The 14,202-nt window shown below is 70.6% G+C and carries 12 protein-coding genes; all 12 read right to left on the bottom strand.

The features are described from left to right. Positions 1–2 precede the first annotated feature (2 nt). The 12 genes from FOZ76_RS10205 to FOZ76_RS10260 all read right to left on the bottom strand — a co-directional run bounded on the left by FOZ76_RS10205 (position 3) and on the right by FOZ76_RS10260 (position 14,024). Positions 3–668 carry a glutathione S-transferase gene (locus tag FOZ76_RS10205; protein WP_143948079.1) on the bottom strand — a complete coding sequence of 222 codons (666 nt, stop codon included), beginning with the start codon at positions 666–668 and terminating at the stop codon, positions 3–5. Between the two features lie 171 nt (positions 669–839). Next, entirely contained in the window at positions 840–992 is a 153-nt protein-coding gene (cydX, locus tag FOZ76_RS10210) for a cytochrome bd-I oxidase subunit CydX (RefSeq protein ID WP_143948081.1), read from the bottom strand. 149 nt (positions 993–1,141) lie between these two features. Further along, positions 1,142–2,293 (bottom strand): cytochrome d ubiquinol oxidase subunit II, encoded by a 1,152-nt coding sequence (gene cydB, locus FOZ76_RS10215; RefSeq protein WP_143948083.1) that lies wholly within the window; start codon positions 2,291–2,293, stop codon positions 1,142–1,144. 3 nt (positions 2,294–2,296) lie between these two features. Then, positions 2,297–3,886: a cytochrome ubiquinol oxidase subunit I gene (locus FOZ76_RS10220; RefSeq protein ID WP_143948084.1), complete on the bottom strand. Its 1,590-nt coding sequence runs from the start codon at positions 3,884–3,886 to the stop codon at positions 2,297–2,299. Positions 3,887–3,911: 25 nt separating this feature from the next. Then, a complete protein-coding gene (locus FOZ76_RS10225) occupies positions 3,912–5,681 on the bottom strand; it encodes an amino acid ABC transporter ATP-binding/permease protein (RefSeq protein ID WP_143948086.1) in 1,770 nt (589 codons plus the stop codon). Then, complete coding sequence (cydD, locus tag FOZ76_RS10230) at positions 5,681–7,336, bottom strand: thiol reductant ABC exporter subunit CydD (RefSeq protein WP_246129400.1); 1,656 nt, start codon at positions 7,334–7,336, stop codon at positions 5,681–5,683. Before cydD ends, FOZ76_RS10225 begins: the two co-directional genes overlap by 1 nt. A gap of 593 nt (positions 7,337–7,929) precedes the next feature. Further along, on the bottom strand, positions 7,930–8,805 hold the full coding sequence (accD, locus tag FOZ76_RS10235; protein ID WP_143948088.1) for an acetyl-CoA carboxylase, carboxyltransferase subunit beta: 876 nt from the start codon (positions 8,803–8,805) through the stop codon (positions 7,930–7,932). 60 nt (positions 8,806–8,865) lie between these two features. After that, entirely contained in the window at positions 8,866–9,717 is an 852-nt protein-coding gene (gene trpA, locus FOZ76_RS10240) for a tryptophan synthase subunit alpha (protein ID WP_143948090.1), read from the bottom strand. Between the two features lie 10 nt (positions 9,718–9,727). After that, positions 9,728–10,927, bottom strand: a complete 1,200-nt coding sequence (gene trpB / locus FOZ76_RS10245; protein ID WP_143948091.1) for a tryptophan synthase subunit beta — start codon at positions 10,925–10,927, stop codon at positions 9,728–9,730. Further along, positions 10,924–11,595 (bottom strand): phosphoribosylanthranilate isomerase, encoded by a 672-nt coding sequence (locus FOZ76_RS10250; protein ID WP_143948093.1) that lies wholly within the window; start codon positions 11,593–11,595, stop codon positions 10,924–10,926. The genes trpB and FOZ76_RS10250 overlap by 4 nt, the downstream gene beginning before the upstream one ends. 36 nt (positions 11,596–11,631) lie before the next feature. Next, entirely contained in the window at positions 11,632–12,420 is a 789-nt protein-coding gene (gene truA / locus FOZ76_RS10255; protein WP_143948095.1) for a tRNA pseudouridine(38-40) synthase TruA, read from the bottom strand. Further along, positions 12,420–14,024: a type IV pilus assembly protein FimV gene (locus tag FOZ76_RS10260; RefSeq protein ID WP_143948096.1), complete on the bottom strand. Its 1,605-nt coding sequence runs from the start codon at positions 14,022–14,024 to the stop codon at positions 12,420–12,422. Before FOZ76_RS10260 ends, truA begins: the two co-directional genes overlap by 1 nt. Positions 14,025–14,202 lie beyond the last annotated feature (178 nt).

Below are 14,202 nucleotides of genomic sequence, written 5' to 3' on the forward strand. Positions count from 1 at the left end.
ACCTATTTCTTCTGCGCCGCGGCGGCCGCTGCGCGCGCCGCCTGCTTGCGATCGTCCCCCACCCGGCGCACGTGCGGCCGCTCGCCGACCATCTCCAGGTAGCGCTTGACCCGATCCGCGCCGAGCGCCTCGGCGAGCAGGTCCTCGCCATACACCTGCCTGCAGGCCGAGCCCACCAGCGGCAGGTGCACGATGGCCGCGCAATCGGCCTGCGAGAACACCGGCCCGCCGAAATACGGATCGAAGCGGGCCAGCCGTGCCAGGGCCTTCAGATTGCGTTCGAGCTCGCGGCGCACCGAGGCGTTCAGGTCGGCATTCTTGGGCGCGCCGAAGAACGCCTGCGGATACAGCTTGCGGGCGACCAGCTCGACGTGCAGCTCGAGGTACTGGATCAGTTCACGACACTTGGCGCGATGGTAGACATCCTGCGGAAACAGCGACACCTGGGGATAGGCGTCCTCCAGGTATTCCACGATGGTGTGCGATTCGGAGATCGGGCCTTCGTCGGTCATGATGAAAGGCACTTTGCCGAGGGGTGAGTAGCGCAGCATGGCCTCTTCCTGCGAAACTGGCTGTTGCACCTCCTTGAACTCGACTTCCATTTCCAGCAGCGCCAGCTTGACCTTGTTGTAGTAGTTGCTGATCGAAAAACCGTGTAGTTCCAGCACGTATCGTCTCCTCGTAGGCATGGGCGCGACTCGCCGCCCGGCGGGCCGTTCGCCCATGTTACCCCCTGCGCCGCGCGCCGAGGCGGCAATCAGCGGCCCTTCGGCCGCACCGGGCGGCGCGAAAGGCGCGGCCAGAACCGAACGCACAGGGGGCGATAGCGTCGACAGGCCCTAGGCCGCGTCCTCGGACGACCCGACGCTGGCCGAGCCGCGCGCCGCGGGCCGGCCCGTGCCTTCCCGCTCCATCAGTTCGTACCACATGGCGTTGAGCACCGCGAAGGTCGCGGCCAGGCCCAGCCCAAGTATCCACGCGAAGTACCACATCGTCGTTTCCTCTTTACGGTTTGTCTGGTGAGTCTTGCCGTCCGGTGACGGGCACATGCCCGCGCCGGACGCAGGGCGCCTGAGGCGCCGGGGTGGACCGATCTCGCCAGCCTTGCCCGAACGGCGAGGCTGGCGCTTCGGTCCCGTGGTCAATAGGCGTGGCCGCCGTCCTCGATGCTGCTACGGTCGACTTTGCCCCACAGCACGCGATACACCCAGGTCGTATACGCCAGGATGATCGGCATGAAGATCAGGGTCACGACCAGCATGATGAACAGCGTCAAGTGGCTGGACGAGGCATCCCACACCGTGAGGCTGGCGCGCGGATCGGCCGAGGACGGCAACAGGAAGGGGAAGGTTGCGAAGCCGACGGTCAGGATGATGCTCAGCACGGACAGCGAGCTGGCCAGCATCGTGGCCCCTTCCCGGCGGGCGCGCATCAGCACGAAGGCGAGCAGGGCGCCGCCCACGCCCAGCACCGGCGCGATCCAGGTCAGCGGCTGGGCCGCGTAATTGTCGAACCAGGCGCGGCCGGCGACCTCGACCGTCTTGCGCAGCGGATTGGACACGCCGGTCGGATCGATCGTGCTGACGATGCGATAGCCGTCCACCAGGTACCACAGCACCACGCCGCCCAGGGCGAACAGCACGGCCGTGAGCAAGGCGGCGATGCTGCCGAAGGCGCGCGCACGCTCGCGCACCGGGCCCGTGGTCTTGAGCACCAGCCAGCTCGCGCCGTGCATGGCCAGCATCGCCACCGAGACCAGTCCGCACAGAATGGGGAACGGCGTCAGCAGCCCGAAGAAAGTGCCGTCGTAGAAGATGCGCAGATCGTCGGTCAGGCGGAACGGTACGCCGAGCAGCACATTGCCGATGGCCACGCCGAAGATCAGCGAGGGCACGAAGCCGCCGATGAAAAGCGCCCAGTCCCAGCCGCTGCGCCAGCGCGCGCTCTCGTTCTTGCTGCGGTACTTGAACCCCACCGGGCGCAGGATGAGCGCGAAAAGGATCGCGAACATCGCCAGGTAGAAGCCGGAGAAGGACACCGCGTAGAGCGGCGGCCAGGCGGCGAAGATCGCACCGCCGCCGAGAATCAGCCAGACCTGGTTGCCTTCCCAGACCGGGCCCACGGCGTTGATGACGATGCGCCGCTCGAGATCGGTGCGGCCGACGAAGGGCAGCAGCATGCCGGTGCCCAGGTCGAAGCCGCCCGTGACGGCGAAGCCGATCAGCAGCACGCCGAGCAGCAGCCACCAGATCAGGCGCAGGGTGTCGTAGTCAAGCAGTGTGTGCAGGATCATGGCCTACTCCGAAGTGACGAGGCGTTGCGAGACCTGGTCGGTGACCAGCGGCACTTCCCGCCCGGGATCGGGCTCCGGCCCCTTGCGTATGGCCTTGAGCATGAGCGACATCTCGATGACGATGAGCACGGTATAGATCGCGCCGAAGCCGATGATGGTGCCGAGCACGGTGTAGGGGCTCAGGCTGGACACCGCCGAAGCCGTGGGCAGCACGCCCTCGATCACCCACGGCTGGCGGCCGTACTCCGCCACGATCCAGCCCAGTTCGGCTGCGATCCAGGGCAGCGGAATCGACCACACCGCCACCTTGAGCAGCCAGGGCCGGCCGGCGAGGTTGCGCCGCGCGGACAGGATGAAGAAGACGGCCATCAGCACGATGAAGTACATGCCGAGCAGCACCATGATGCGGAACGACCAGAACAGCGGGGCCACGCGCGGTACGGTGTCGCGCGCGGCCTGCGCGATCTGCTCGTCGGTGGCCTGACGCGGATCGTCCACGTAGGGATGCAGCAGCAAGGCATAGCCCAGCTCGAGCACGTGCTCCTCCAGCGTGGCGACGTCCTCGGGGCTGGCCGATTCCCGCCCGCCGGCGGCGCGCACCTTGAGCATGGCGTCGTACGCCTGGATGCCGTTGCGGATGCGCTGCTCGGCAGACTCGATGAGATCCTTGATGCCCGGGATCTCGCCGGTGAGCGAACGCGTGCCGATCAGCCCCATCATCATCGGAATGTGCACCGCGTAGCGGTTCTCCTGGCCGTCCTGGTCGGGGATGCCGAGGATGGTGAACGCCGCCGGCGCGGGCTGGGTTTCCCACATGCCTTCGATGGCCGCGAGCTTCATGTGCTGGTGCTCGGTGGCGAGGTAGCCGCTCTCGTCGCCCAGCACCACCACCGACAGCGCAGCCGCCAGGCCGAACGAGGAGGCCACGGTCATCGAGCGCTTGGCCAGGTCGATGTGCCGCCCCTTGATCAGATACCAGGCCGATACGCCCAGCACGAACACCGCCGCGGTGACATAGCCCGCCGACACCGTGTGCACGAACTTGGCCTGCGCCACCGGGTTCATGAGCACCGCCATGAAGTCGGTGACTTCCATGCGCATGGTCTCGGGGTTGAAGGTCGAGCCCACCGGGTTCTGCATCCAGCCATTGGCAATCAGGATCCAGAGCGCCGAGAGGTTCGAGCCCAGGGCCACGCACCAGGTCGCAACGAGGTGGCCGACGCGCGAGAGCTTGTCCCAGCCGAAGAAGAACAGCCCGACGAAGGTGGCTTCCAGGAAGAACGCCATCAGGCCCTCGATCGCCAGCGGTGCGCCGAAGATATCGCCGACGTAATGGCTGTAGTAGCTCCAGTTCATGCCGAACTGGAACTCCATGACGAGCCCGGTGGACACCCCGAGCACGAAATTGATGCCGAACAGCACCCCCCAGAACTTCGTCATCTGCCGCCAGATCAATCGGCCCGTCATGACGTAGACGGTCTCCATGATGGCGATCAGCACCGACAAGCCCAGTGTCAGCGGCACGAACAGAAAGTGATATAGCGCTGTGAGCGCGAACTGAAAGCGCGATAGCGCGACGACATCCAAGTCCATACTTCTCTCCTTCCCCAAGGAAAACTCAATCCGGGCGCAAGTCCCTCAGCCCACGTTCGAATGCCGGCTCGCCGCGTCGTGCGTCGGTGAGCAGCCTGCCGTCGGACAGGATCAGCAGGCGGTCCGCAAGCTGCGCCTCGCGGCGCAGATGCGTGGCAATGAGCAGGGTGCGGCCATGCGCGTGTTCGGCCAGCCGGGCCAGGACGTCGCGGGCGGTGGCCGCGTCCAGCCCTTCGGTGGGCTCGTCGAGCAGCCACAGCGGCGCGGGATGCAGGAACAGGCGGGCGAGCGCCAGGCGGCGCGCCTGGCCGCCGGACAGGCCCAGCCCCTGCTCTCCCAGCGGCGTGTCGAGGCCGCGAGGCAATGTATGGACATGATCGGCCAGCCCGGCATCGGCCAAGGCTCGCCACAGGCGTGCTTCGTCGGCGCGCGGATTGGCCAGGCGCAGGTTCTCGCGCACGCTGTCGCGAAAGATGTCGGAACGCTGCACGAGCCATGCGCTGGCCGGCGCCTCGACACGCCCCGTCCAGGCATCGGCCTCGCCCGCGATCAACGCGAGCAGGCTGCTCTTGCCGGCGCCGCTCGCGCCGAGCACGGCCACGCGCTCGCCGGCGTCGATGCGCAGCGTCATCGCGTGCAGCACGGGCCGGCCCGAACCGGCGGGCGTCCAGCCCGCTTGCTCCAGGCGCAGCGCGGCCTCGTGCGGCGCGGCGGCCTTGGCCGGGGCCGTGCCGGCGCGCAGGCGCGGCGCCGTGCGGCGTACGGCCACCAGCATGCGGCCCGACTCGACCGCGCCGCGGCGCAAGGCGGCCAGCGGCTCGGCCGCGCCGAGCAGAAAGAGCAGCACCAGCATGGCCTGCGGTGCATCGATCCGGCCGGCGGCGAACCAGGCACCCACGCCGGGGATCAGCGCGGCCAGCGCGACGGCCTGCACGGCGCCGAGCAGGAAGGCGGCGCGCGCATCCACGCGGCTGCCGGCGAGATCGGCGGCAGCGAGCCGCCGCTCCAGCCTTTCGATGCCGTCGACGGCGAGCGCCAGGCGCCCGGCCATGGCCAGCTCGACCTGCCCCGAGACGAGATCGATGGTGCGCGAGCGCAGCGCCTCGAGCGCCAGCGCGCGCCGGGCCGCCGAACGCGCCGCCGCGCGCCCCGTGTGCAGCAACACCAGCGCACTGGCCAGGGCCAGCCAGAGAAACAGCGAGAGGCCGGCCCACGGGGCATACCAGGCGAGCAGCGCCCCCGCGGCCAGCCAGGCGAGCAGGGCACAGGCGGCCGGCACGATCAGGCGCAGGTACAGGCCGTCGAGCGCGTCGACGTCCGATGTCAGGCGAAACAGCGCCCGCGCCGGGCGGGCCAGCAGTTCGCGCGCGCCAGAGGCCGCCGACCAGCCGGCGAAAAGCCGCAGCCGCAGCGTCGCCAGAGCGGCCAGCGTGGCGTCGTGCGTGAACACCCGCTCGCCATAGCGCGTGAAGGTGCGGCCGACGGCCAGCAGGCGTATGCCGGCGGACGGCACGAACACATCGAAGGCCAGCGCCGTGCTCAGCGACAGGCCGGCGATCGCGGTCGCCGTGATGAACCAGCCCGACAACCCCAGCAGGGCCATGCCCATGGCCACCGTCAGCGCCGCCAGCGCCATCCCGGCGAGCAAGGTGCGGCGCCGCTGGCCGCCGATCGCGCAAAGCACCGTGCGCAGGTCGGTAGCGGCGGTGGCGGTGGCGGCGGCCCGGGGCGTGGACGCCCCCGCGCCCTGCCCGGTCCGGCCGGCGACGGGATCGGTGCGATGCTCGGTGGACATTACGCAGCCTCCGCGCGTGGAGCGGGATCGGCCAGCTCGACGCTGCAGCCCAGCCGGGCGACGAGGCGCGGGTCGTGCGTGGCCACGAGCAGCGTGCGGCCCTCGCCGAGCGCAAGCAGGCTGTCGATGACCGCATCCGCGGTGGCGCGATCCAGGTGCGCGGTGGGTTCGTCCGCCAGGATCAGATCGCATGCCGGATCGGCTGCAGCCCGGGCGATGGCCAGGCGCACGGCCTCGCCCCCGGACAGGCCGGCGGCGCCCTCGCCCAGACGAGCCGCACCGCGCCGCTCGGCCACGAGATCCAGGTGCGCCAGGCCGAGCGCCCGCCGCACGGCGGCGGCATCGACGCCGGGCCGGCCCAGGCGCACGTTGCCGCCCAGCGTGGCGGCGAAGAAATGCGGGCGCTGGCCGACCCAGGCCATGCGCGCACGCAGCCGGGCGGCGTTGGCGCCATGCAGGGTTTCGCCCTGGATCAGCACGCGACCGCTGTCCGGCGCGAGCAGGCCCGCCACCAAGGCCAGCAGCGTGGATTTGCCGGCGCCGCTGTCGCCGGTGATCGCCAGGTGCCCGCCCGCGGCCAGCTCCAGCGAGAATTCGCGCAGCGGCGCCGACGCATGGCCCGGGTAGGCGAAGCTGACCGCATCGAGGCGGACTTCGGGTGGAACGCGGGCGCCGGCCGCAGGCGCCGCCGCGGACGCGCCGCCCGGCAGCGGCAACACCTCGCGCCCTAGCGCCGCGAGCGCGGCCTCGCCGGCCTCGCCGGCTGCGCGGTCGTGCCAGACGCTCGCCAGCTCGCGCAGGGGTTCGAAGAATGCGGGCGCCAGCAGCAGCACGAACACGCCCTGGCCCAGGCTCAGGCTGGCGCCCCAGGCGCCGAAAGGCAGTTGGCCAAGCAGGTGAAAGCCGACATAGACGGCGACCAGCGCCACGCCCAGCGCGGAGAACAGCTCCAGCACCGCCGAGGAAAGAAAGGCGATGCGCAGCACGGCCATGGTGCGGATGCGCAGCGACTGCGACAGGGCGCGCAAGCGCCGCCGCGTATAGGCCAGGGCGCCGAGCCCGCGCAGGCTGGCCAGGCCGCGCAGGCGATCCAGCACATAGGCGTTCAGGCTGCCCAGCTCGCGCAGGTGGGCCTCGCTCGCGGCCTGCGCCCGCCAGCCCACCAGGGCCATGAAGATCGGAATGAGCGGCGCGGTGAAGACCAGGATCAGCGCCGCCAGCCAGGAAACGCAGGCCACCGCGGCAGCCAGCGCCAGGGGCACGACCTGCACCTTGACGCGTGCCGCCCGGTAGCGCGTGAGATAGGGAGTAATGGCCTCGGCCTGCTCGGCCAGCGCGCTCGCGGCGGCCCCGGCCGCGACGCGGCGAGCGTCGAAAGGCGAAGCGCCGGCCAGCGCGCGCAGGCCGGCCCTGCGGCGCTCGCCGACCTGCGCGCGGGCCCGGGCGTAGCTCAGACGCACGCCCCAGGCATCCGCCGCCGCACGCGCCAGCGCCAGCACCAGAAACGACCCGCCGATCAGGGCCAGCCAGTCCAGGCCGGCCTGCCCCGCCGCCAGACGCTGCGCGACCCAGGCCAGCAGGGCCGCCTGGGGCAGCCACAGCAAGGCCGCGAAAGTCTGCAGGGCAATGCCGAAGGATGCCGACGGGATACTCACTGGACTACCCTCCTGTCGCTGGCGCGACATCCTCCCCACGGGAGGAATCGCGCCACCTTCGGACGGCCGGGCGGTGGCGCTCATGCGCGTACTCCCGGACGGCGACGCGCCCGGCTTACGCGCGCCATGCGCGGCGACGGCTCGCGCAGGCAGGCCCGACAGGACGCAGCAGCGCCGGCGCCACAACGCAACGCCGCCGTGCGCGCCCCATCGAACGTGCTCATATCGGGATGCATATGGATACATCCGACGCACACGTCCGGCCGTTGCCTTCCAGAAAACCCTCGTACCGTCATTGTCGGATCGCCAGACGCTGCGCGAACCCTTCAGGTGAAGAGCCGCCGGAGCGATTGAATAACCTAGTTTACGTCAGGGATATTACGTCTGGAATGGGGCATTATGACTCAGGGGCCCCAAGCCCATGCCTCATTGCGGGGCATGCGCTGTCACGCCGCATCGTTTCGCGCGCCGGGCGCGCCGCAGGCGTTGCGCGCGAACGACAGACGCACACGCTCTCGCCGCCCGCATGGGGCGGCGAGAGCGGCGGTCGAATGCAGGATGGGCCGGCGAGCGCCGGCCTCAGGCACCCTTCGTCAGGAGAGGACGGCCTCGGCGGGCTGGCGCGTGAGCAGGGCCAGCAGTTGCGCGATCTCGTCGCGCATGCGGCGGCGGTCGACGATCATGTCGATGGCGCCCTTCTGCAGGAGGAACTCCGCGCGCTGGAAGCCTTCCGGCAGCTTCTCGCGCACCGTCTGCTCGATGACCCGCGGGCCGGCGAAGCCGACCAGGGCCTTGGGCTCTGCGATGACCACGTCGCCCACGAAAGCGAAGCTGGCGGACACGCCGCCCATGGTCGGGTCGGTCAGCACGCTGATGAAGGGCAACTGGTGCTGCGCGAGCTGCGTCAGTACGGCGTTGGTCTTGGCCATCTGCAGCAGCGACAGCAGGCTCTCCTGCATGCGCGCGCCGCCCGAGGCGGCAAAACAGAGATAGGGGGTGTGCTGCTCGATCGCGGCGCGCACGCCGACGGCGAAACGCTCGCCGACCACCGAGCCCATGGAGCCGCCCATGAACTGGAACTCGAAGGCCGAGGCAACCAGCGGAATGCCGCGCACGGACCCGCTCATGACGACCAGGCCTTCGGATTCGCCGGTCTGCGCCGCCGCTTCCTTCAGGCGATCGGGATACTTCTTGGTGTCCTTGAACTTGAGCGTATCGACCGGGCCGATGTCGCCGCCGAGTTCCGTGCGGCCCTCGCGGTCCAGGAAGGCGTCCAGGCGGTCGCGCGCACTGATGCGCAGGTGGTGATCGCACTTGGGGCAGACCTGCAGGTTCTTGCGCAGGTCATCCTGGTACAGGACCGATTCGCAGGCCGGACACTTGGTCCACAGGCCTTCCGGAACACGGCGCTGGGTCTGGTTCTCCGACGTCTTGATACGTGGCGGAAGCAGTTTCTCGAGCCAGCTCACGATGTAGGATCCTTTGTTGGGTAGACGAAAAAGCCCGGGCCTGGGCCCGGGCGCATTGGGTCAGGCGGCCTTGCCCTGGCGGGCGTCGAGCGCGCTGCGGATCGTGGCGAGCCACTGCCCTGCCGCGCGCGCGGCCGCTTCCGGCTGTGCGGCGGCATCCACGCCCTGCACGGCCTGGGCGATGGTGTCGACGAGCTTGGAGCCGATCACCACAGCGTCGGCCACCTCGGCCACCGCGCTGGCGCTGGCCGCGTCGCGAATGCCGAAGCCCACGCCCACCGGCAGCGTCACGCTGCGGCGGATGCGCGCCACGTTGCGCGCCACGTCGGCGGTGTCCAGGTGCCCCGCCCCCGTCACGCCTTTGAGCGAGACGTAATAGACGTAGCCGCGCGCGACCTCGGCAACCGTGGCGATGCGCGCATCCGAGGACGTCGGAGCGAGCAGGAAGATCGGGTCGATCTGCCGCCCGCCGAGCAGACGCGAGAACTCGTCGACCTCTTCCGGCGGATAGTCCACCGTCAGCACACCGTCCACCCCGGCTTGGGCGGCCGCATCCACGAAGGCCGCGGCGCCCATGCGCTCGATGGGATTGGCGTAGCCCATCAGGACGATGGGGGTGTCAGCGTCCTGCGCGCGGAACTCGCGCACCATGCCGAGCACGTCGCGCAGGCTCACGCCGTTGGCCAGCGCGCGCTCGGCGGCGGCCTGGATGACCGGGCCGTCGGCCATCGGGTCGGAGAACGGCACGCCCAGCTCGATCACGTCGGCGCCCGCCGCCACCAGGGCGTGCATGGCCGCGACGGTGACCGCCGGGGCGGGATCGCCCGCCATCAGGTAGGGAATCAGGGCCGTGCCGCCCTGGCGGGCGGCGAAGGCGGCGGACAGGCGGGGGGAGGATTTCACGGTCGTCATGGCGATCTCCTCACAGTTGCAGCCCGGCGCGCTCGGCGACCGTGTGCATGTCCTTGTCGCCGCGGCCGGACAGGTTGACCAGGATGATCTGATCCTTGGCCATCGTAGGCGCGATCTTCACGGCGTGCGCGATGGCGTGGGCCGATTCCAGCGCGGGCATGATGCCCTCGATGCGGCAGCAGCCGTGAAAGGCCGCCAGGGCTTCGTCGTCGGTGATGGTGACGTAGCTCGCCCGCCCCGAATCCGCCAGCCAGGCGTGCTCGGGGCCGACGCCCGGATAGTCCAGCCCCGCCGAGACCGAATGCGTCTCGGTGATCTGGCCGTGCGCATCCTGCAGCAGATAGGTGCGGTTGCCGTGCAGCACGCCGACCGTGCCGCCGGTGATCGAGGCGGCATGCTTGCCGCTCGCTAGGCCGTGGCCGCCGGCTTCGACGCCGATCAGCTTGACGTCGGGGAAGTCGAGATACGGATGGAAGATGCCGATGGCGTTGGAGCCGCCGCCCACCGCGGCCACCACCACGTCGGGCTGACGCCCGGCGTCGCGCGGCATCTGTTCGATGCACTCGCGGCCGATGATGACCTGGAAGTCGCGCACCAGCGAGGGATACGGGTGCGGGCCGGCCACCGTGCCGATGATGTAGAAGGTGTTCTCGACGTTGGTGACCCAGTCGCGCATCGCCTCGTTCATGGCGTCCTTCAGCGTGCGCGAGCCGGATTCGACCGGCACCACCGAGGCGCCCAGCAGCTTCATGCGGTAGACGTTGGCGGCCTGCCGGCGCACGTCCTCCGAACCCATGTAGACCACGCATTCCAGGCCGTAGCGGGCGGCCACCGTGGCGGTGGCCACACCGTGCTGGCCGGCGCCGGTCTCGGCGATCACGCGCGGCTTGCCCATGCGCTTGGCGAGCAGGGCCTGGCCGATGCAGTTGTTGACCTTGTGCGCGCCGGTATGGTTGAGGTCCTCGCGCTTGAACCAGATCTGGGCGCCGCCCAGCTCGCGCGACCAGCGGCGGGCGTGATACACCGGGCTCGGACGGCCCACGAAGTGCTCGAGTTCGTCCTGGTATTCGGCGAGGAACTCGGGGTCCTCGCGATAGCGCTCGTAGGCTGCGGCCAGCTCGTCCAGTGCGTGGACCAGCGTTTCCGCCACGAAGGTGCCGCCATAGGGGCCGAAGTGGCCCCGGGCGTCGGGATATTGGTAGGTTGTCATGTCGTCTCGCGCGCGGCGTCCTCGTCGTGACGCCGCACTTGCTCGGCAAACTGTCGCATTTTCCCGGCATCCTTGATGCCGGGCTCGGATTCGACGCCGCTGCTCACATCCACGGCGTAGGGGCGGACCTCAGCCAGAGCCTGGCGGACCCTTGCGACATGCAACCCACCAGACAAAACGAGCGGACGCGCGTTTTCGCTGCGGGCGACGGCGGTAAGCGAAGACCAATCGAAACTCCTGCCGCTGCCACCGTATCCGGTTGAATGGCTGTCGAACAGCCAGCCGGCGGCAAGCTCATGGGCAAGACATGATTCTAGCAAAGCGTCGGGCGTATCCAGGCCCGGCGCGCCGACTCGGAAAGCGCGCAGGTACGGCAGGCCCTGGCGCAGGCATGCCTCGGGCGATTCGTCGCCGTGGAACTGCAGCAGGTCCGGCCGCACGGCGGCGGCGATCTCGCGCAGCCTGCCCTCATCCTCGTTCACGGTGAGCGCGACCACCGAGACGAAGGCCGGCACGCGGCGGCGCAGCTCGGCCGCGCGCTCGAGCGTGAGGCAGCGCTTGCTGGCCGGGTAGAAAACCAGGCCGATGGCGTCGGCGCCGGCCGCGACGGCCGCGTCGATATCCGCTTCACGGGTGAAGCCGCAGAACTTGATACGCGTGCGGGACATGGCAAAGGCGCAAAAGCGCCGCAAGGCGCGGAGCAATCAAAGATTGTCGCGTATTTCGGCCGATGCGTCCAAACAGGGCAGATCGTGGCCCGGGTATTCGACCTCGGTGAGGTAGAGCCCGCCGGCGGCGTAGGTGGGCGCGGCCAGGCTGCGGTTGCGCGCATGCAGCACCTCGCCCGGCCAGCTCGCCGGCCTGCGGCCCTGCCCGACGTAGACCAGGCTGCCGATCAGGTTGCGCACCATGTGGTGCAGAAACGCGTTGGCGCGCAGCGAGAACACCAGAAAGCGGCCGCGGCGGGCGATGTCCAGCCGCTGCAGCGTGCGCACGGGCGACGCCGCCTGACATTGCGAGGAGCGAAAACTCGTGAAGTCGTGTTCGCCGAGCAGCGGCTGCGCGGCCGCGCGCATCGCGTGCTCGTCCAGCGGCCGAAAACTCCAGCCCGCGCGCCCCGCCCACAGCGGCGAGCGTACCGGATCGACCAGCAGCAGATAGACATAGCCCCGCGCCGTGGCCGAGAAGCGGGCATGGAAATCGTCCGGTACGGGCTGCGCCCAGCGCACGGCAATGCTGGCCGGCAGATGGGCGTTCAGGCCACGCACCCAGGCCACCGGAGCGCGCTCGACGGGCGCATCCAGGTGCACGATCTGCATCGCGGCATGTACGCCCGTGTCGGTGCGACCGGCGCAGACGGTGCCGACGCGGGTGCCGACAAAGGCTTCGATGGCGTTTTCGAGCATGTCCTGGACCGTGCGGCCGCCGGGCTGGGTCTGCCACCCCAGCCACGGCGCACCATCGTAGCCGAGGCCGAGGGCGATACGGGGCATCAGCGGGGCTTGGGCGGAGAATCGAGATCGAGGTCGAAGTCTACATCGAGCGTCTTGGCCGGTGGCGGCCGGCGCCGCTTGAACACCAGCAGCAGGACGACCAGCACGAACAGGACGGCCAAGGCGACGGCCTGCCAGGTATTGCGCTCGAGCCAACTGCCATCCGCCGCGCCGTTGCGAGCGCCGATCGACGATACGGCCGGCGCATTGTCACCGGGCTGGGCATTGCCGCTCGCCGTACCGCCGCCGTTCGCGGCAGTCGCCGGCCCGCCCGCCGTCGCAGCCGCGCCGGAGGCCGCCGCCCCCGGCCCGTTCGCGCTGGAGGTGCCGGACGGCGCGGCACCGGGTGCGGACGAGGCCCCCGCGGCGCCGGCGGCGCCGGCCCCGGCCATACCGCCCGGCTGCCCCGGCTCGCCCTGCTGACCAGGCACGCCGCCCTGGCCGGCGACGGTGTTGCCCTCGCCGCCGCTGCCGCCCGCCGCAGCGTCGGCGGCAGGCCCTGCTCCCTGCCCGGCAGCCGTCGCGCCCTGCCCTGCGGCCGCGTCCGCCCCGGCGGGCGCATCCCCGGCGCCGGCCTGCAGCCGCGCCAGGGCGGCATTCTGCATGTCGAGCAAACGGCGCAATTCGGCCACGTTGGCCTCGAGCGTGCCGGAGCGCGACTGCGCGTCGGCCAGCGCACGCTCCGTGGCGGCGCGCTCGTCGAGCAGACGGTCGATCCGGGCCTGCTCGCCGGTAGCGCCGGCGCCGGCGTCGCCGCCCGCCGAGAGCCTCAGCTCGTCGCGCCCCGAAGGCGGCAACGCCGAAGCGCCGGCCCCCTCGATGCGGCCGCTGGCCTGCGCCGAGCCCGAGGTGGCCGCCACGCTGGCGGCCGAGGCGCCGGCACGCGCGCGATAGCCGGAGAACGCCTGCATGTGCCGCGCGTACAGCTCGCGCGCCTCGGCCGCATCGATCGCACGGATCGTGGCGGCATCGGGTACGGACAGGCGCTGGCCGGCGCGCAGGCGATTGAGGTTGCCGTCGATGAAGGCCCCGGGATTGGCGCGCAGCAAGGCGGCCATGACCTGGTAGACGCTGGCGCCGCCATAGCCGTCGCGCGCCTGGATGCGCCTGGCGATGGCGCCCGCGGTGTCGCCGCGCCGAACGAGCAGGAAATCGGGCGCCGGCGCGCCGCCCGCCGCGCTGGGCGCCGCCACCGGCACCAGCGAGATCGGGCCGACGTTGGCGTGCAGCGCCGGCGGCAGCATCAGCACGAGCCGGCGGCGCTGCACGCCCTGGGGCGATTGCAGGCTGAGCGCCAGATCGGCCACCGGCTGCGTGACGGGCCCGGACGACGTGATGACCGCCACCAGCCCGTCGCCGGCCGTGGCCGGCTGCAGGGAGACGCGCACCGGCAGGGCGACGCGGCCGGACAAGCCGGCGTCGGCCGCATGGCCGGCATCCACATTGAGCAACAGCGACGATGCGTTCTCGTCGGGCGCGAGCCGCGTGACGGGAATCTCCACGCGCAACGGCTGCCCCACGCCGGACAGCGTGCGGGCACGGCCGAATTCCGCGGCCTGGGCCACACCGACGCAGGCCATCACGGCGGCGCCGAGCACGGACATCCGCGCCACTCCCAGGACCCGCCATTGCCATGCAGACCGCCGAGTAGGCCGAGGACGCACGTCGACTCCGTTACAGGAAGATGCAAACCAAACCAAAATAGCATCGCCCCGCAGCCCTGGCAATAGCCTATGCGGCCGGGCTCGCGCACACACGGCGGGCGGCGTTGGTATAGTTGGA

The sequence above is a fragment of the Verticiella sediminum genome (genome assembly GCF_007558815.1).
Classification (GTDB): Bacteria; Pseudomonadota; Gammaproteobacteria; order Burkholderiales; family Burkholderiaceae_B; genus Verticiella; species Verticiella sediminum.